The organism is Stieleria bergensis, from assembly GCA_007745635.1.
Taxonomy (GTDB): domain Bacteria; phylum Planctomycetota; class Planctomycetia; order Pirellulales; family Pirellulaceae; genus Stieleria; species Stieleria bergensis.
The window spans coordinates 1,471,835-1,490,192 of record CP036272.1 but is presented as its reverse complement, the minus strand read 5'-3'; the positions used below and the strand labels follow the sequence as shown (position 1 = coordinate 1,490,192).

16 protein-coding genes are annotated in these 18,358 nt (G+C 55.1%); 6 read left to right on the top strand and 10 right to left on the bottom strand.

What is annotated here, in order from left to right; translation table 11 throughout:
- The first annotated feature begins 40 nt into the window (after window positions 1–40).
- Entirely contained in the window at window positions 41–1,417 is a 1,377-nt protein-coding gene (locus SV7mr_RS04945; RefSeq protein ID WP_145269773.1) for a DUF1552 domain-containing protein, read from the top strand.
- Between the two features lie 125 nt (window positions 1,418–1,542).
- A complete protein-coding gene (locus tag SV7mr_RS04940; protein ID WP_419188108.1) occupies window positions 1,543–3,360 on the top strand; it encodes a M48 family metallopeptidase in 1,818 nt (605 codons plus the stop codon).
- Between the two features lie 124 nt (window positions 3,361–3,484).
- Here SV7mr_RS04940 and SV7mr_RS04935 read toward each other — a convergent pair whose 3' ends face one another.
- From SV7mr_RS04935 to SV7mr_RS04890, 10 genes are all read right to left on the bottom strand, one after another.
- The gene (locus SV7mr_RS04935; protein WP_145269769.1) at window positions 3,485–3,871 is read right to left on the bottom strand and encodes a F0F1 ATP synthase subunit delta/epsilon; all 387 of its coding nucleotides are present in this window, start codon (window positions 3,869–3,871) and stop codon (window positions 3,485–3,487) included.
- Complete coding sequence (atpD, locus tag SV7mr_RS04930) at window positions 3,871–5,319, bottom strand: F0F1 ATP synthase subunit beta (protein ID WP_145269767.1); 1,449 nt, start codon at window positions 5,317–5,319, stop codon at window positions 3,871–3,873. Before atpD ends, SV7mr_RS04935 begins: the two co-directional genes overlap by 1 nt.
- Before the next feature lie 152 nt (window positions 5,320–5,471).
- Window positions 5,472–6,350: an ATP synthase F1 subunit gamma gene (gene atpG, locus SV7mr_RS04925; RefSeq protein WP_145269765.1), complete on the bottom strand. Its 879-nt coding sequence runs from the start codon at window positions 6,348–6,350 to the stop codon at window positions 5,472–5,474.
- Between the two features lie 70 nt (window positions 6,351–6,420).
- Window positions 6,421–7,941 (bottom strand): F0F1 ATP synthase subunit alpha, encoded by a 1,521-nt coding sequence (gene atpA, locus SV7mr_RS04920; protein ID WP_145269763.1) that lies wholly within the window; start codon window positions 7,939–7,941, stop codon window positions 6,421–6,423.
- A gap of 188 nt (window positions 7,942–8,129) precedes the next feature.
- A complete protein-coding gene (gene atpH / locus SV7mr_RS04915; protein ID WP_145269761.1) occupies window positions 8,130–8,759 on the bottom strand; it encodes an ATP synthase F1 subunit delta in 630 nt (209 codons plus the stop codon).
- Window positions 8,760–8,847: 88 nt separating this feature from the next.
- The gene (atpF, locus tag SV7mr_RS04910) at window positions 8,848–9,546 is read right to left on the bottom strand and encodes a F0F1 ATP synthase subunit B (RefSeq protein WP_145269759.1); all 699 of its coding nucleotides are present in this window, start codon (window positions 9,544–9,546) and stop codon (window positions 8,848–8,850) included.
- A gap of 132 nt (window positions 9,547–9,678) precedes the next feature.
- Window positions 9,679–9,924: an ATP synthase F0 subunit C gene (gene atpE / locus SV7mr_RS04905; RefSeq protein WP_145269757.1), complete on the bottom strand. Its 246-nt coding sequence runs from the start codon at window positions 9,922–9,924 to the stop codon at window positions 9,679–9,681.
- Between the two features lie 99 nt (window positions 9,925–10,023).
- On the bottom strand, window positions 10,024–11,067 hold the full coding sequence (gene atpB, locus SV7mr_RS04900; protein ID WP_145269755.1) for a F0F1 ATP synthase subunit A: 1,044 nt from the start codon (window positions 11,065–11,067) through the stop codon (window positions 10,024–10,026).
- Window positions 11,068–11,088: 21 nt separating this feature from the next.
- A complete protein-coding gene (locus SV7mr_RS04895) occupies window positions 11,089–11,547 on the bottom strand; it encodes a hypothetical protein (RefSeq protein WP_145269752.1) in 459 nt (152 codons plus the stop codon).
- Window positions 11,548–11,783: 236 nt separating this feature from the next.
- On the bottom strand, window positions 11,784–12,221 hold the full coding sequence (locus SV7mr_RS04890; RefSeq protein WP_145269750.1) for an AtpZ/AtpI family protein: 438 nt from the start codon (window positions 12,219–12,221) through the stop codon (window positions 11,784–11,786).
- A 903-nt stretch (window positions 12,222–13,124) separates the two neighbouring features.
- Between SV7mr_RS04890 and SV7mr_RS04885 the strand changes: the two genes are divergently transcribed.
- From SV7mr_RS04885 to SV7mr_RS04870, 4 genes are all read left to right on the top strand, one after another.
- Window positions 13,125–14,588 carry a DUF4912 domain-containing protein gene (locus tag SV7mr_RS04885; RefSeq protein ID WP_145269748.1) on the top strand — a complete coding sequence of 488 codons (1,464 nt, stop codon included), beginning with the start codon at window positions 13,125–13,127 and terminating at the stop codon, window positions 14,586–14,588.
- Between the two features lie 45 nt (window positions 14,589–14,633).
- The gene (locus tag SV7mr_RS04880; RefSeq protein ID WP_145269746.1) at window positions 14,634–15,401 is read left to right on the top strand and encodes a ThuA domain-containing protein; all 768 of its coding nucleotides are present in this window, start codon (window positions 14,634–14,636) and stop codon (window positions 15,399–15,401) included.
- Between the two features lie 361 nt (window positions 15,402–15,762).
- On the top strand, window positions 15,763–16,134 hold the full coding sequence (locus tag SV7mr_RS04875; protein WP_145269744.1) for a Na-translocating system protein MpsC family protein: 372 nt from the start codon (window positions 15,763–15,765) through the stop codon (window positions 16,132–16,134).
- A gap of 614 nt (window positions 16,135–16,748) precedes the next feature.
- Window positions 16,749–18,335, top strand: coding sequence for a proton-conducting transporter transmembrane domain-containing protein (locus tag SV7mr_RS04870; RefSeq protein WP_419188107.1), 1,587 nt, complete (start codon window positions 16,749–16,751; stop codon window positions 18,333–18,335).
- The last annotated feature ends 23 nt before the right edge of the window (window positions 18,336–18,358 follow it).

Sequence of the window (18,358 nt, the reverse complement as noted above, 5' to 3'; positions counted from 1 at the left end):
CTAGCCGCATCCTTTCATCCGCTAAACCCAACGATCTGAAATGCCATCCTCACGCCGTCTCTCGCGTCGAACGATTCTCAAAGGTGCTGGCATTGGTGGTGCTGCCGCCGCGATGTCGCTGCCATTGCTAGAGGCCATGAAGAACAAGGCGGTCGCCGCTGCGCCGGAGTCGGGCTCAGGCAAACAGACTCCGGGGCGCGTGGCGTACCTGTACATTCCCAACGGAGTGGCGGGCGGTGCCTGGCAACCGGAGGCCGTTGACCAGCAGGGAAACTTGCGAAAGCTAAACCCCTGGATGCAGCCGTTGGAAAAACATCGCCAGGACATCACCGTGTTTCGCAACCTGTGGACGCCGCGCGGCAATGGCCACATTGCGGGCACGGCAACTTGGCTCACAGGCGGCGGCTTTGATGGACGCGAAATCAACGCCGGCGGCACCTCTGTCGATCAAATCGCTGCCAGACACTTTGACGGACAAACGTTACTGCCATCACTCGAACTCTCGGTGCGCGGTGAAGGCATCTTCACCAGCAGCCTGCCGCGAAACGCAATCTCGTGGGCCAATGCAACCACACCGGCTCCGCGAGACATCGAACCCAGAATCGTCTTTGATCGCATGTTTCGAAGTGGTCAATCCGGCTTGGGCGACCCAGCCGTCGTTGACTTGGTTCTGGAACACAGCAAGAGCTTAAAACGCCAGCTCGGCCAATCTGACCGGCATCGCATCGACGAATACCTCCAGTCCGTGCATGCACTGGAACAGCGCATCAAGTTTGCCGAAAAGCAGAAACAGCGTGCTGCCAATCTGCCCGCCCTACAAAACGCCTTGCGACGTCCCGAGGCTGGCATTCCGGATGACCATCAAGCGTACATGCAAAGCATGATGGACATGATCGTGCTGGCCTTCTGGAGCGATGCCACACGCGTTTGCACGTTCATGATGGATCATGGACAAAGCAATCGCTACTTTAACTTCATCGACGGAGTCCAAGGCACTTGGCACGCGCTGTCCCACTGGAAGGACATCAGTGGCAAAACAGAAGACGATGATGGCATGACGTCATGGAATTCGCGAGACGAAAAACGTGACATGTACAACCGTGTCACACGTTGGCACACGGAACAAGTCGCATATCTCCTGACGCGTTTGGCAGACATTAACGAGCCCGAGGGACGCCTGTTAGACCACAGCATGATCGTCTACGGATCGAGTCTTGCCGATGGCCATGAACACGAAGCTCGCAATCTGCCCGTGTTGCTTGCAGGCGGTCGAGAGCTAAGCATTCGGCAAGGTAAACAGCGAGGCCAGGGCCGCGCCAGCTCGATGTCACAGTTGCACCTTTCGATCTTGGATCGGTTAGGCGTGCCACAGAAACGATTTGCTGAAGCGAGTGAGTCGATGGAACTGGACAGCTAACAGCACGTCCGTGGAGAGTCTCGTTTTTGGGGCATTCGCATGGCAGCGCTGACTCAGTTATATTGAGCAAAGCCTCCTCCCCCAAACGCTTCTTTTCCAGACTTCTCTCCGCCTTCGTGACAACGATGCAAGACCAGCCCTTTAGCTTTACCAAAAGCTTTGTTCTGCCTGCCTTTCTGCTATTTCTAATCCCTCTGATTAACGGCGCGTTTTTCTATCACGCGCAGTCGTCAATGGACGACGAGTACCGTAACTTCGCCCTGAAACAAATTGCTACAAGCGCGGATCTGACGGCGGAACAGAAAACGCAACTGAGTGAAGTGTATCGCACGATTCCTTTGTCAACTCTGGCCCAGGACCCTGAGTTTGCCGCCGAACTTCCGTCTCAGACCGTCTTTGACCTGCAATTCTATCGCTGGTCAATCCTCACCTCGGTGGTTTGCGTTGTATCGGCAGTTGGCATGATCGTCCTGGGACTGGCCAGTGTGGTGGTCTCGCTGCGATCCCAGCGGATGCAGTACCTGAGCATGAAATGGGGCTGGAATTTGCTACGATTGTTCTGCACATTTCAAACCATCGCCCAAATGCTGATGCTCGTATCATTGTCATACTGGGTGACGGCGCTGTGGATGAACATCTTCATTCCCAAGTTAATTTTTGTGGTCGGCCTGCTAGCCTTGGGTGCCATTGTGGTGATGATCAAGGGCATCTTCACACGCATCGATGATACCTTCGCCATGAACGGCACGGTGATTGGAAAAAATGAGGCGGCACCTCTGTGGCAAGAACTTTCATCGATCTGCAACCGCGTGGGCACTGAGCCACCGGATCAAATCGTCGCTGGCATTGACGACAGCTTTTTTGTCACTGAACATCCGATTACGTTGACCGATCAAGTCGTCACCGGCCGATCGCTATACGTCAGCCTGTCACTGCTCAAGCACCTAAAATCATCTGAGGCGGACGCGATCTTGGCTCACGAGATGGCGCACTTCAGCGGTGATGACACGACCTATTCAAAGAAGATTGGCCCGTTGCTGACTCGGTTCGATCATTACCTGAACGCCTTGTATCAAGGCGGCATTACAATGCCGGTCTATCTCTTCATGCTGTGCTTTCGTGGCCTGTATGAACTAACGCTGGGGCACCAACGTCGTCAGCGTGAATTCCGTGCTGATCGTATCGCTACAGAAGTCACTTCTGCCAACGACTTGGCCAGCGGAATGCTGCGTTTGATTGCCTTTTCCACTTATCGAGCTTCGATCGAAAACAAGCTGTTCGATGAAACCAAGGAACTGGAATCCATTGATATCTCCCAACGCATTGAAGAAGGCTTCACTGAGTACGCGGCCACGTTTGTGCAGACGGAAGATCTTCGCAACATGTCGACCTCGCACCCCTTTGATTCGCACCCGCCACTGGATGCTCGCTTACAAGCGGTTGGCACATCCGTTGACGACCAAATTCATTTCAACCGCCTCTCATTGGCCGGCGATGGACGCTGGTACCATCTGATCGGTCGCGCCGAACAGGCTGAACGCGAGCAATGGGATGCCTACGAAGAAGAATTCCGGCAGATCCACCAAACGGTGCTGGCCTATCGGTACCTTCCCAACACGGACGCCGAACGCGAATTTGTGGAGCGTCAGTTTCCGCCGGTTGAATACGACGGCAAAAAGGGAACGCTTTCCCTCGATTGCCTGAGCATGAACTTCAGCAAGTGGAAGCAACCGGTTCGCTTTGCAGACGTCAATTCTATGACCATGAATGACAACACCTTGATCGTTGCTCACAAAGGAGGTTCGGATTCGATCGTCATCACTAAACTGCCAGACAAAGGCCAGGAAGCGATGGGAGCCATAGAGAACTACTATGGCCGATACCTGACCGCGAGCGACTATGCTAAATCGCAAACCAAATGGGCTAGCAGCGACGCGACTTGAAAGACGACCGCTTTCAGAGCGAAAGCGAGCCAAATCCGCGCGGCAAGACTTGCCGCGTCTGGAACAGAGCAATCAGCAAATGCGGCGTGCGGGCCGCTTTCACTTTTGCATTCAGAGAGGGTGACTAGCGAGCCGAACGCAGCTGGCAACGAGCTCGCAGAACGGCCGTGGCCTTAATGGCCGCCAGTTCAGGAGTGTTGCTGGGCAGTTCCAGTGCTTCAAGGAGCACTTTTTCGGACTCGCCAACGTCCAGCATATCCACTGGAAGCGCTCGTTCGGTCAACAAGTTAACGACGTTGTCTTCGACTTGGGCAAAGCCACCATCAACGAAGTATTTTTGCGGACCAGCAGCGGTTTCCAGCAGCAAGGTACCGAATCCCAACCGACCGATCATTGGTGCCCGACCAGGCAAGACGCCAAGGGAACCATCAAACATCGGCAGGTTGATCGCGTTGGCTTCACAGTCCAACTCGGTCTTCTCTGGAGTGACAACGATGCAGCGAAGCGACATTATTTTTGCTCCATCTTCTTGGCTTGCTCTTCAGCTTGCTCAATCGTACCAACGTACATGAATGCTTGCTCAGGTAGGTGATCCCACTTGCCGTCACAGATTTCTTCGAAACTGCGAATGGTGTCTTCCAGTGAAGTGATCTCACCGGCCTTACCGGTGAAGACTTCAGCAACCAGGAAGGGCTGCGACAGGAAGCGTTCGATTCGGCGAGCTCGGTGGACGACAGTCTTGTCATCTTCGTTCAGCTCATCGACACCCAGAATCGCGATGATGTCCTGCAGTTCACGGTAACGCTGCAGAATGGTTTGCACACGACGGGCGATCGTATAGTGGCGATCACCGACGTACTGTGGATCAAGAATCCGCGAGTTCGACGCCAATGGATCGATCGCAGGATAAATTCCCTTTTCCGAGATCGAACGTTCCAGATAGATAAACGCGTCCAGCTGACCAAACGCCGTAGCAGGTGCAGGGTCAGTCGGGTCATCCGCAGGAACGTAAACGGCTTGAACCGATGTAATCGCCCCTTGCTTGGTCGATGTAATGCGTTCTTGCAAGGCACCCATTTCGGTGGCCAGTGTTGGCTGGTAACCCACCGCCGAAGGCATCCGTCCTAGCAACGCCGACACTTCTGAACCCGCTTGACTGAAGCGGAAAATGTTGTCGACAAACAACAGCGTGTCAGCACCGGTGGTATCACGGAAATACTCAGCCATGGTCAGTGCTGACAGAGCAACACGTAGACGAGACCCGGGTGGCTCGTTCATTTGTCCGAAGACCATGCAGGTTTGCTCGATCACCTTGCGACCGGTTTGACCGATCTCGGTTTCCTGCATTTCCAACCACAAGTCAGTGCCTTCACGGGTTCGTTCACCGACACCGGCGAACACGGAATAGCCACCGTGGCTGCTAGCGATCCGAGCGATCAACTCGGTCAGAATCACGGTTTTCCCCAGACCAGCACCACCGAACAGACCGGCTTTACCACCACGCACAAACGGGGTCAAAAGGTCAACAACCTTGATCCCTGTTTCAAACAACTCAGTGTTGGTCGACAGTTCGTTGACGGGCGGAGCTTGACGGTGGATGGGCCAGTGATCTTCGGCAACCACATCACCGCGTTTATCGATCGGCTTGCCAAGAACGTTGAAGACGCGGCCCAGAGTTTCTTTGCCCACGGGAACTGAAACGGGGCTGCCGGTATCAACAACATCCATGCCTCGCATCATGCCGTCGGTACTGCCCAGAGCGATTGCTCGAACGCGGCCACCGCCAAGGTGCTGTTGAACTTCGCCCACCAAGTCGATGGTCACACCTTTGTGCTCGCTTTTGATTGCCAAAGCGTTGTAAATCGCAGGCAGTTGACCTTCGGGGAATTCGGCATCGAACGTCGACCCGATGACTTGCGTGACTTTGCCGACGACACGAGTTTCGGTAGCGGTGGACATGCTTCTATTCTTCGTTGAAACGTGGATTCGATTGCTGCCGATCAATCGGCTTGCCGTGCCTCAAAGGCGAGCAACAATCTGGAATTGGATGATGTTTACGTAATGCTGTTTGCTGAATCGTGATCGTCGGGCGATGCGATGGTTGGTTTGGATCAGCCTTCCAAAGCTTCCACACCGCCGATGATTTCCATGATCTCGCCGGTGATCTGACCTTGGCGAGCTCGGTTGTACGTCATGGACAGTTGCTTGATCATATCGCCAGCGTTTTCGGTGGCTCCCTTCATCGCGATCATTCGAGCAACTTGCTCGCTGACTGCGGCGTCGAGGAAGCACTTGAACAAGCGAGCTTTGAAGCTGGCGGGAACAATCTCTTCCAAAATGCTTTCTGCCGAGGGCAGGAATTCGTATTCGGTAATTCCACTTTCGCCCACGTCGTCACCCTCGTCCAATGAAGCGAGTGGCAAGAGTGTTTCCACCTTGGCGATCTGCTTGCTGGTGCTGATGAACTTGGTGTAGGCGATGTCCAGCCGATCCATTTTGCCGGTGATGAACAGGTTCAAGTAGTGCGAGGCGATCTTGTCGACCTCATCGAACGCTGGCTGATCTTCGAAGTTCCGGAACTGTTGATCCGTCTCCACCCCTCGGAACGCCAAGCCATCAATGCCGCGTTTACCACTGCAGTCGACGACAACGTCGGGGATGTTCTCGCGAAGCTCAGCGATCCGTGGCATCACTTCACGCAGGACGGAACCGTTGTAACCGCCGCAGAGACCGCGATTACTGGTCAGCACCAACATGCGAGCATGGTTGGTTTCGGGACGCTGTTCCAACAGTGGATGACTGACCTGCAAACCGGCCGCCGCCAATTGGCTGACGATCTTTGTCAGCTGATCGGTGTAGGCGGTCGCGGCATGAGCGCGATCCATTGCTTTCTTGTAGCGAGCGGTAGCAATCAATTCCATCGTCCGCGTGATTTTGCGGATGTTGCGAATCGACTTACGTCGCTTATCGAGTGCTCTTGCGTTGGCCATGAACTATCAAACGGAGCCGAAAGGGTAGTGGAGGGGCCACGGAAAACGGGACATTAGTGTACAGGCTGAATTAGCCTTCTTCAGTTGGGCGATAGCCGGCTTTGAACTCGTTGATCGCTGCTTCAAGCATTTCAACGACTCCTTCGGTCAACGCGCCTTCTTCTTCCAAACGGCTTAGCAACTTGTCGTGCTTGTCGCTCAAGAAGCTGAGGAAGGCTTTTTCCCACTGCTGAACCGTTTTGATTGGCACATCGTCCAGGAAGCCCTTGGTCCCGGCGTACAAACTGCACACCTGTTGTGCTTGGTTCAGTGGCTGGTACTGAGGCTGCTTGAGCAATTCAACCATGCGGTAACCACGGTCGAGCTGTGCTTGAGTGGCTGGATCCAGGTCGGTACCAAGTTGAGCAAACGCTTCCAAAGCACGGAAGGCCGCCAAGTCCAAACGCAAACCGCCGGAGACTTTCTTCATCGCCTTGGTTTGAGCCGCACCACCGACGCGAGAAACCGAAATACCGGGGTTCATCGCGGGCCGGACACCGGAGAAGAACAAGTCAGGCTGAACGTAAATCTGACCGTCGGTGATCGAAATCACGTTGGTTGGGATGTACGCCGAGACTTCGCCTTCAAGTGTTTCAATGATTGGCAAACTGGTGATCGAACCGCCACCGAGTTCGTCGCTAAGTTTACTGGAGCGTTCCAGCAGACGACTGTGGCAATAGAAAACGTCACCGGGGAACGCTTCACGTCCTGGAGGACGACGCATCAACAAGCTCATTTGACGATACGCGGTGGCTTGCTTGGACAAGTCATCGTAGACGACCAACGCATGCTCGCCGTTGAACATGAAGTGCTCGGCCATCGCTGTTCCCGCATAAGGAGCAACGTACTGCATCGTCGCAGGTGCACTGGCACCGGCGTTGATGACGGTGGTGTATTCCATCGCACCGTACTTTTCCAAGACGTCGACGACACCTGCAACCGCACTGTCTTTCTGACCGACAGCGATGTAGAAGCATTTAACGCCGGTGTCTTTTTGGTTCAGGATCGCGTCGATCGCAATCGCCGTTTTACCGGTTTTCCGGTCACCAATGATCAACTCACGTTGACCTCGTCCGATCGGAGTCATCGAATCGATCGCTTTGATCCCGGTCTGCATCGGCTCGCTCACCGGTTGACGCTCGGCAACACCGGTTGCGATGATTTCGACAGGGCGAGTGACGTCGCTTTGCACGGGGCCTTTGCCGTCCAGTGGGTTGCCCAGTGGATCGAGCACGCGGCCGACGACCGCGTCGCCGGCGGGAACGCTCAACAGCGTGCCCAGAGCCTTGACTTCATCGCCTTCACGAATCGTCAGGTAGTCACCCAGAATGATGACACCGACACTATTTTCTTCCAGGTTAAAGGCCAGGCCGATTGCCCCGTTGGGGAATTCAACCATTTCACCGGCCATTACGCCGGAGAGACCATAAACACGTGCGATGCCGTCACCAACTTCCAGGACGGTACCGACTTCACGAACGTCGATCTTGCTATCGAAGTTTTCGATTTCCTGTTGCAAGACCGATGCAATTTCGTCGCTGCTAAATTTCATGGCAATCTAATGCGTCAGTTATGGTGTTTGTTTGTCTTGGTAATGACCGTCTGGTGCCGGGCAATTCCAGCCGCGATTTCCAAGCCCTCTGGCCCACCGTCCCCGCATCAACGGAGTCGACAGAGCAGCGATTTGAAAGTGATCATTGGCCGATGGATTTCGCAATCAGCCAGTGCGATTGATTGTTCTTAGTTTGCAGTCATCTGATCGAAGTGTTCGACCAGTTTGCTGGAGAAGCCACTGCGCAGTCGTTTTCCGGCAACGTCCAACTGGTTGGCAACGCTACTGTCAAAGACCGTGTCACCGACTCGAATGACCAAGCCACCGAGCAAGCTTTCGTCGACGGATTCCTCCAACCGAACGGTTTTGCCAAGTGCCTTTTCCAAGGTCTGCGTGATCGAACTTCGCGACGCATCGTCCAGAGCGACAGCGCTGGTGACTTTGGCTAGCACGCGGCCAGCCATCTCGTCATAGCGAGCAATCGCACCACTGCTAACAGCTCCCAAGAACCCCAGCCGTTCACGGCCCGCCATCACTTTCAAAAAAGTGACCAGCAAGGGGTCAAGGCTTTCTCCAAACAGCTTATCAATCACGCTGCACTTCTCTTCGACCTCAATTCGAGGTGAAGCAAAGGCAGCCGCCAGTTGGGGATTTTCTGCCAACACCGTGTCAACAAGCTGAACCAACTGGTCAACGACCAAGTCGATCTTGCCAGCTTTTTCAGCAGCACTCAACAAGGCCTGGGCATAAGTTTTGCCCAGCTGTTCAGCACCGGTGTCCATCACGGTTTCGTGTTTTACTGCGTCAGGATTATCCATCGCTTCTTCCGAACGTGCTTTGACGTTTCCTACAAATCTGTTTGACCGGGACAGTTGCCACAGCAACGTCCCCGACAATTACGAGGGCTTAGCTATCGCCAGGGACCTGCTTCAAAGCCTTGCTAATCAAATCGGCGTGATCGTCCGCTTTGATTTCACGTCCCACGACCTGCTTGGCAACGCTAATGGCGATGCCCGAGGTTTGGTCGGCGATTTCAGCAAGAGCCACTTTCTTAGCCGTTTCAATATCAGCCAGGGCACGGTCGCCTTGTCGTTTCGCGTCTGCTTTCGCTTCGTCAACGATTTTGGCGGCACTGGTTTCGGCGTCACGTCGAGCATCGGCCAGAACAGTCTGTGCCTCCGTCGCCGCTTCGCTTAGCTTGGCTTCGTATTCAGATTGCGACTTAAGTGCTTCTTCACGGGACTGCTCTGCTTGGCGAAGATCAGAAGCAATCTTCTCTTCACGAGCTTGCAGGCCGCCCAGAATCACGGGCCAGACGAACTTTGCCAGCAACGCGAACGTCAGCAAAAAGATCGTCAAGTTAACAACCGCGGAGCCTGGATTAGCCGACAGAATCGGCGGCAACTCATGATCAGCATGAGCGTCATGCTCGATGTGCGCGTCAGCTTTGTCGTCGTGATTTTCACCGGCAACGGGCTCTTCATGCTCGGCTGCAGCTTGTTCATCTGCAGCGGCATAAGTTGCCTTCGCTGGCGAAAGCACGAAACAACCAACAAGCAGCATGCCGAGCAGGCTGGTGGTCATCGTGTTACGAAAATAGGACATGTCTGATACCTAAACATTTCGTTGAACTGGTTCAAGGCAAGGGCAGCGTCAGCTTTCGAACCGACCAGCAACTTCACGCTGCCAAACCGATCCCAGTGAACACAACCGCCCGCTTTAAGGCGCCAATCCGACTTACTTCAGGAACATCAAGACCAATGCGATGACGGTCACACCTTCGATCAGAGCCGCAGAAATCAGCATCTGAGTACTGATGGTACCGCCAGCTTCTGGCTGACGAGCAATGGCGTCTACAGCGCTGCTACCGATCTTCCCGATGCCAAGTCCAGCACCAAGAATGACCAAGCCCATACCAATACCGATGCCCATGACGCCCATGGTGGAAGCTTCTTGTGCAAGCATCATTGCGAAATCGATCATCTTTTCTCGCTCCTAGGTTTCTATCGTTGCCCGCACCAACTGCGGCGTCAGACAATCTCAAAAGGAAAAATTCAAAGGGTTAGGTTCGGCCTCGACAAACTAACTGGACAATCCAGCTAGCCGTGAAGGCTCAACAATTTTATCGAGGTCCATTTGAGCCTCATCCGTGAACGGATCAGCCTCGTAGTCTATTTCTTCATCATGATGGTGATCGTGAGCTGTCGCGGAGATGAACAGCACCGTCAGGAAGGTAAAAATGAACGCCTGCAACATGCAGATAAACAGTTCAAGCAAGGTCAAAATCACACACCCAAGCACCACAACCACCGAGACCCCGTAGCCGAGCATATGTGACACCTGGCCCGCCTGACTGACCAACTGCACAATCGCAGCGATCACCAAGTGGCCTGCCAACATGGTCCCGAACAAACGCATGGCCAATACAACGGACTTGATCACCAAGCCCATCCACTCCAAGCCAAACATTGGCAACCCGATCCCGAAGGTCATCGCCTTCGGACCGTCCCAGCCCATGGGGTTGAAGTGGGCAAAAAATGCCTTCACGCCAGTCTCTTTAATCCCGACGTAAATCACGCCGATGAAACTGCACAACGCCAACACTAAGTTCAGGGACAAGTTGCCGGTTGCTGTGCCGCCTAAATGCGACCAACTCTGGGCATCTTCCTTGGTTTGCCAAATCATGGAAACCAACTGCGCCGAATAACCAAACGGCACCAAACCTAAAATATTGGCGAACAGAATCAGAAAGAAAACTGTCCAGACATAGGAAATGTATTTATCTGTTTTCTCGTGCAGGTTTGGACGCACAACTTCGTCACGAATAAACCAACACATCGCTTCGAAAAGCTGCGCCACTCGGCCCTTGGTCTGGTAAGCCTCCAGACCGTCGCCTTTGACACGCACCTTTGACGCGACATAACTGAAAACTAAAATCACACTCACCGCCGCGACGAAGGTCATCATCAGGTGGTTCGTGAGATAAAACTCGTAGATTCCGCCTTTGATAAACAGGGCGGGAACATCCAGGTCAGGGCCGCCGACGGTGACCGTAAACAACGGCCCGCCAACGTTATGCGGCACAACGTGCGAGAGAATATCTTCTGCGAGAAGTAACGAATTCATCGATGTCTGCCGAACGTAATTCTAATTTCCTGAATGATGACGTTTGTCGAGGCGAGGCAAAACCAAAGCCAACACCACGACATCAACCGACGTCAGGTACACATACCACACCAAAATCAGCGCCGCGATCTGCACCTTCTCGGCGGGCATTTGATAACCATAGATCACCACAACTGCAACAGTCCCAACGAGCCGAATCGATGATGCAACCAAAATATTGCTGATCGATCGCTCAACCGGACTGGCTTGTGGCTGACACCATTCCGAAACCACTCCCGGAACCACGGCCATCACGCCAACGCCTCCACCAATCAGACTGGCAAACATCCAATCCACTGGCGGTAATTCACCTCGCGGTGCAACTCCAATCCAAACCGCAAACCAAGCCACTGCCAGACCGAGCAACCAAGCAACGACCAGCACCAAACCACAAACGGTAAACGCTCGGGCCGGATTATGGTGTTGTAGGAACCCAATCATCAAGGGACCTCGCTCCAAGCTTCGACTGCACTGTGGTACAGCTGTACAACAATACAAAGGGACGGTTGTCCTGTGATACGGTTGTACTGCGGCACCGGTGCACTGCCGAGACCTGTTCGCTGCCGAGCCGACCATGCGTTTGTGTTCACCGCATTGCCAACCCTGGGCCGAAAGTTAGTCCAAGGAATCACTACTGTGCACCTTGGTTTTCAACTTCAACCTGCGACCAATCGTCCTTATGGCCGATCTTCGCCAATTTCCTTCACCTGCTGACCTGGATCCAAAGTCGTTTTTCGTAAACGAGCCTCATCGCTGGCACGCCGAGTTGCCTCAATGGCTTGCTTGATAAAGCGATACATCGCCAAGGCAAAACCTGCCAACCCGACAAACACCAATCCAAGCGACTGCGTGGACTGCAACCAGCGATCCAACCCGGCGCCGATTGCTCCAAAGACCAACACGGTCGCCGCCAACTCCAATCCGGCTCCGGACATCACCATCACGCGGCCAGCCACGGCACCACTGGATCCTGCGGAACCGAGCTGTTGTTGCGTCGAGCCTGAATCTTCAGCCGGCCGCTGCGGATTGAACTCCGCTTGCGAACCTGCTTGCACAGGATCGGCATCAATTGGACCTGCATCAATTGGATCTGGGATCGGCTCTGAACCTGTCATGAATCTCCCTCACAGAGGCCCACAAACGCCAATGACCGAACCGAACAGAGACACCTGAATTGCCGACAGCGTTTCGGTCGGCCGTGTGTGCAACGCCCAAACCGAGTGTCTGCCTCAATTTGGCGTCGAAACGATCCCAAACGTGACAAAACACTCCAATTTCAGACGACTGACTCCCGTCGCGATCGAAGTGCGGTAAGTGTGACAAACTAAGCCAACACGGAAAGGTGCAGCGACCGATCGCCGCACCAAACTCTTACCCAGCCGGCAGAACGAGGCGTCCAACCGACACCATCGCACCAACTGTCACCCCCCAAACGAAATTCCTAGCCCCCAAAATCAGTGATTCTGCGCCGAAATGGCTTTGATTGCCCGCCGCTCCCGAGTTTCTTTGACTCAAGCTATGGACGGATGCCCAAGGCCTGACATAATGAGCTGGGGAAAGCAAAGTTCCATTAATGGCCACCAGCGTCCAGATCAGCGGCAAAGAAACCGCCCAAAGAACCGTGCGAATCACCCAAAGGGACGGCTTGCGAAGCCTCGCGACCATTTCCTTGCCAAGCACGGTGGCGACTGACCACTCACCAGGACACTGACCACTCACCAGGACACTGACCACTCACCAGGACACTGACCACTCACCAGGACACTGACCACTCACCAGGACACTGACCACTCACCAGGACACTGACCACTCACCAGGATTCAGCGGCCAACCACCAGGATCCCTCAGCAAGCTTGCCAACCCTTGGAATTTTCTTCCTCACCACCTGATCACCCTATCCACAACCAGCCTCTTTCACCCGCTCGAACCATCCATCTTATCCCGCCTTGCGATGGTTCAACGGTCACTCCCGCCTACCGACAGCTGGTTACTCCGCAACTCCGGAGCAGATTGACGCCATGAAAACCGCCGAATTGAAAGCTCAAACCCGACGCGAACTGGCCGCCATTGCCAAGGATTATGGAATCACTGGCTGGCACGGCATGCGCAAAGACGAATTGGTCGACGCGATCAGCAAGACTCATCGTCGCCTTGCGCGGAAAGCCAGCCGCAAAGCCCGCGAGAAGGGCACAAGCGAGAAAGCCGCTGCCAGCAAATCCAAGCCCAGCGCTCGCCCCAGCGCCAGGAAATCCGCGAGCGATAAATCCAGCGTCACCAAGAGCCGCTCGGGCGCCAAGACCACTCTGGAGAACGATAAAAAATCGAGCCCACAGAAATCCAAACCCAAACGGGCCACCAAGAACACTCCCCCGCAAGCAGCCTCGGAAAGCAAACGCAGCTCCGCCCGCAAACCAGCCGAAGCCAAATCATCGGCTGCCGGCGGATCAACGTCTGTGAGCAACACAAAGTCTGCGTCAGGTGCTCGTAAAGGCAAATCTCGGGGCAACATCTCCCTGAACGATCGGCCGCTTCCCGAAATGCCGGCCCCACGGGTGTCAGCCAAAACCGCACGCATTCGAGCACAACTGCGACGTCAGCGCGAACAGGCGCAGCGAAACCGCGACCTGTCTACGGGAACGCTGGTTGGCGGAACCGCCGTCAATCGCGGTGGCAATGGTGCTCGCACCGGACAACCGCATAGCGATCGCATCGTGCTGCTGGTTCGCGACGCCTATTGGCTGCAGGCGAACTGGGAAATCACTCGTGCGACCGTCGCCCGCGCCGAGTCATCGCTGGCCGAGCGTTGGCTGACGTCGACCCCCATCCTGCGACTTCTGCACGTCGAAGGATCGGCGAACAATAACGCAGAAACGGTGCTGCGCGACATTCCCATTCACGGCGGCGTCGACAATTGGTACATCGACGTTCAAGACCCGCCGTCGCGATTCCGAGTCGCCATCGGCTACTTGGTCGACGATGACCAATTCCACTGCATCTGCCGCAGCAACATTGTCGAAACGCCCAGCCCCGGCCAATGTGAACGATTGGACGAACACTGGAATGACATCGCCGACGACTACGAACGCATCTATGCACTCAGCGGCGGACTGGAAAGCAACAACACCGACCTGAAAGGCGTCTTTGAACAGCGTCTGCAACGAGCAATGCCCACCGGCGGAAACGCTCCGACCAAGGGCACGAACCCCCCGCTGGCCCGACAAACCAACCTACCTTTTGAAGTCGACGCAGAACTGATCGTCTTCGGACGCTCGGCGATTGGCTCCAACGTCAGCTTGGATGGCAATCCCATCAAGCTGAAAGAAGACGGCACCTTCACGCTGCGGATGAAACTCCCCGATAAACGTCAGGTGCTGCCGGTGACGGCTGAGAGCCGAGACGGGCTCCGCCAGCGAGTGACCGTGATCACGGTCGAACGCAACACCAAAGTCCTCGATGCCGTGGACGTTCGAGACAACTACTAGAGACACCGCGTCCCCGATTCCTGCTTTCCCCACCGATTCACTTCCATGATCTCTCGACGCTCACTGCTAACCAGCCTCGCCACTTGTTTTCTGTTCTGCGCCACTCAGCTCACCCAGGCTGATTCCGCAACCGCTGACGATCGACGCCCACTGAACATCCTGCTGATCACCAGCGGATGCTGCCATGATTACGACTTCCAAACGAAGTCCATGCAACTGGCGTTCAAGGAAGCCGGAGTCGATGTGAACTGGACTGTCGTCAACGAAGGCGGCAAAGGCACCGAAGCTGAGATTGACTTCTACGGGGACCCCAATTGGCCGAAGGGATTCGACGTTTGCATTCACAACGAATGCTTCGCCGACACCACCAACCCCGAATACATTCGCACAATCACCAAACCGCACCTCGAAGGTTTACCCGCAGTGGTGATTCACTGCGCCATGCACACCTATCGCAACGCGGACATCGACGACTGGCGGCAAATGCTGGGCGTGACCAGCCGCCGCCACGATCACAAAAGCGCTTACCCGGTGACGGTCAAAGCCAAAGATCACCCCGCCATGAAGTCCTTTCCCGACGGGCATGTGATCGAATTTGATGAGCTTTACATCATCGAAAAGGTTTGGCCGAACACCACCGTCCTGGCAACCAGCAAGAGCGAGCGAGATGGCAAGGAACATCCCGTCGTCTGGGCCAACCAATACGGCAAGGCACGTGTGTTTGGCACCACGTATGGCCACAGCAGCAAAACCTTCGAAGACAAAACGTTTTTAAAGCTGCTGGTCGACGGCACCTTATGGGCCGCCGAATAGAACGGCCCCTCCGGACGGTCGACACGCCGGACACTCTCTGGCGACGCCGACAACAGGCCAGCCGTCAGCCGCTAGTACCTTCTCGCTCTGGGCGGGGCCGCGTTTGCACTTGGCAAACGTGGCCACTGATTCAGGGACACAGGCTGGACCAGACCTGCGTCAGACGATCACGGCAAGCTGAGCCGGCGGACGCGTAGCATCACCGCGCGGCGGCCGAATCGCCAGCTCGAATCATCTCTTGGCTGCTCTTCAGCCGACCGACTAGGCTATTGACGATTTGCCCGGGCCCGATAGTCTGGGAGTGCCGTTTGCGCCTAGCCCACTCTTTGCTCTGTTGAGTCCATCGCCCGTCATGCCAACGATGAAATCCAAACGCGAAACTGAACGCGATATCAGCCAGGCCATCATTCGCTTTGAAAAGGAGTTCATGGGTCGCGGCCCACTGGAGACCAGAACGTACATCGTTGATGACATGATTTTGGTGCGGCTCAAAGGGGTCCTGACACCAGCTGAACTGAAACTGGCCGAGGCCGAAGAACGCGATCGGGGACGCTACTTGATCAAACAAGTCCGACAGGAACTCATCCAGCATGGCAGGCCTCTGCTGGACGCAGTGGTCAAAGAAATTCTGGGCAGCGATCCCATCAGCTTGCACACGGACATTAGCGCCAAAACCGGCGAACGCATCATCGTCTTTACGCTTGAGAATCCGCCCAAGTTTCGCGATAGCTGAACGTTAATCACCACTCCAGGCCGATCGCCCATGATTGCCGGGCCTGGTGATGGCGGCCGCGACTTGGAATTCAAGCCCGCGTTGAATTGCAAATTGACCGTCGGCAGTCAGGACCAGTGCAACGTTTTCGGGTTTGCCTCTTGACTGAGGCTCAAGACGTGCTTAAGGTTATGACAATTCACGACAGAAGACTGAGTTGAGTCTTGATGATCGGTTCGCAAGTTCCGATCCACGCAGGAAACAGACAGTTGCCGTGAAAACAGGTTTTGGTTGCCGAGATTAAATGCTCGTGCGAAGAAGGCCGAAAAGCTACATGCGTGTGGCTTTTCGGCCTTTTTTTGTGCGCTCATCGATCGCGGCAGCAAACTCCATCGCTGCGCTACCGATGCGCGCCAATAGAGAGTGCGAGTGGGACAGTGTGCCACTGGCAAGCTCGACCCTTTAAACAAACGCCTATGCCGTAGCGATCCATTGGGTTGCACGGACAAGCCGGTTGCAGAATCAGTTGAATGATTCGCAATCGGCTTTTTTTGTGCACCAACGATGGGCGTCGTCACGGGATTCGTATCACGAAACAACATTCAGTTGCATTTTCATCTGGGAGTCTTTGTGCAATGGAATTGATTCTTTTTCTACTGCTCGCGCAAGCCTTTGCGGCCTTAGCGATCGGGACACGAATGAGTGGTGTCGCTCACGTGAACGGGCCCAAACTAGGACGCATTGTCTCTGGATTGGTCGGCGTTCAATTGGTGTTGGCGGTCCTCCTGAGCGTTTGGTTTGCAATCGATGACCGCAACCCGATCGAGTTTGCGCTCTCTGCCAGCGCCGCCGATTTTGGTTTGAACAAACTGGTTTACTACGACGGCGTGAGTGCTTTCATGCTGCCACTGGTCAGCTTCATCGGTTGGGTCGTGACGCGATTCTCAATCCGCTATCTAGATGGCGAATCCCAACAAGCACAGTACTTTCGACGACTCTCGTTCACCATCGGCGCGGTGTCTCTGATCAGCCTCTCTGGCAACCTGGCATTCTTCTTTCTGGGTTGGGTCTGCACCAGCGTCGGACTTCACGGCTTGTTGATGCACTACTCTGATCGACCAGCAGCGGTGGAAACGGCCTGGACAAAGTTTGTGACCGCACGCTGCGGTGATGCGTTGCTCTTGGTGGCGATTGTCTTGATCTATCAAGCCTTTGGCACACTTGACATCGCGTTCGTCTTAGCGGGTGCGAAAGAACTGGCAAACCTGGGCAAGGTCCAACCGATCCATGCCTCGATCGCTTGGCTGCTGTTTGGCTGTGCGATGCTCAAGTCGGTCCAGTTTCCATTCCACGGCTGGCTGCCCCGATCGATGGAAACCCCCACTCCTGTTTCGGCTCTGATGCACGCGGGCATCGTCAATGCCGGTGGCTTCCTGATCGTTCGCTTCAGCCCACTGGCCTTGGCGAGCCCATCGGCGATGGCAACGACGGCCACGATCGGGGCGCTGACGGCTTGCTTTGCCGGCCTCGCGATGATGACTCAAACGAGCATCAAACACTCACTGGCTTATTCAACCATCGCCCAGATGGGCTTCATGATGATGCAGTGCGGCTTAGGTGCGTTTAGTGCAGCGATGCTGCACCTGGTCGCGCACTCGATTTACAAAGCTTATGCGTTCCTTAACAGCGGCAACATTCTTGATCAAGCTCCATCACGCAGCACCGCCAACCCCGGTTCCCGATGGAGTGCTGGTTCCCAAGTCGTTACCGCTGGACTGGCTGCGGGACTATTCGGGGCCCTGGTTTACGCCGCCTGCTGGTTGCTGGGCATGAACTTGAGCGAAAAACCATCTGGATTCCTGCTGGCAGCCATCTGGTGCATGGCGATTGCCGTGATGCTCTGGCACTCGTTCGCCCAATCTCGAACATCGACCTGGAAAGCTGGCCTCTTCGCAACACCGCTGCTGTTCTTGGTGTACCTGTCAGGTTACGCAGCGGTCAACTGGATGACGGCAACGTCGATCGGCACCGCTGCAACAGGACTGTCCCCCATTGCAATGTGGTCACTCGGTGCGCTGTTCATCGTGGTGTTCTTGGCTAGCTTCACTCTGGTTCGGCAAAAAAACACTGCCCTGGCAGCAGCCATTCGAGTCCATGCCAGCAACGGGTTTTACGTCGACGACCTCGTCCGCCGTATCGCGATGCCAATCGCTAAATCCTAAGGGCGCCAAATCCTAACGGCACC

Bases quoted from the DNA above. Each gene is read 5' to 3' on its own strand.
- SV7mr_RS04875 (WP_145269744.1), top strand. From the start codon at position 15,763: ATGAAATCCAAACGCGAAACTGAACGCGATATCAGCCAGGCCATCATT.
- atpG (WP_145269765.1), bottom strand. From the start codon at position 6,350: ATGGCCAACGCAAGAGCACTCGATAAGCGACGTAAGTCGATTCGCAAC.
- atpD (WP_145269767.1), bottom strand. From the start codon at position 5,319: ATGTCCACCGCTACCGAAACTCGTGTCGTCGGCAAAGTCACGCAAGTC.
- SV7mr_RS04945 (WP_145269773.1), top strand. From the start codon at position 41: ATGCCATCCTCACGCCGTCTCTCGCGTCGAACGATTCTCAAAGGTGCT.
- SV7mr_RS04880 (WP_145269746.1), top strand. From the start codon at position 14,634: ATGATCTCTCGACGCTCACTGCTAACCAGCCTCGCCACTTGTTTTCTG.
- SV7mr_RS04940 (WP_419188108.1), top strand. From the start codon at position 1,543: ATGCAAGACCAGCCCTTTAGCTTTACCAAAAGCTTTGTTCTGCCTGCC.
- SV7mr_RS04935 (WP_145269769.1), bottom strand. From the start codon at position 3,871: ATGTCGCTTCGCTGCATCGTTGTCACTCCAGAGAAGACCGAGTTGGAC.
- SV7mr_RS04890 (WP_145269750.1), bottom strand. From the start codon at position 12,221: ATGACAGGTTCAGAGCCGATCCCAGATCCAATTGATGCAGGTCCAATT.
- atpE (WP_145269757.1), bottom strand. From the start codon at position 9,924: ATGATCGATTTCGCAATGATGCTTGCACAAGAAGCTTCCACCATGGGC.
- atpB (WP_145269755.1), bottom strand. From the start codon at position 11,067: ATGAATTCGTTACTTCTCGCAGAAGATATTCTCTCGCACGTTGTGCCG.
- SV7mr_RS04885 (WP_145269748.1), top strand. From the start codon at position 13,125: ATGAAAACCGCCGAATTGAAAGCTCAAACCCGACGCGAACTGGCCGCC.
- SV7mr_RS04895 (WP_145269752.1), bottom strand. From the start codon at position 11,547: ATGATTGGGTTCCTACAACACCATAATCCGGCCCGAGCGTTTACCGTT.
- atpA (WP_145269763.1), bottom strand. From the start codon at position 7,941: ATGAAATTTAGCAGCGACGAAATTGCATCGGTCTTGCAACAGGAAATC.
- SV7mr_RS04870 (WP_419188107.1), top strand. From the start codon at position 16,749: ATGGAATTGATTCTTTTTCTACTGCTCGCGCAAGCCTTTGCGGCCTTA.
- atpF (WP_145269759.1), bottom strand. From the start codon at position 9,546: ATGTCCTATTTTCGTAACACGATGACCACCAGCCTGCTCGGCATGCTG.
- atpH (WP_145269761.1), bottom strand. From the start codon at position 8,759: ATGGATAATCCTGACGCAGTAAAACACGAAACCGTGATGGACACCGGT.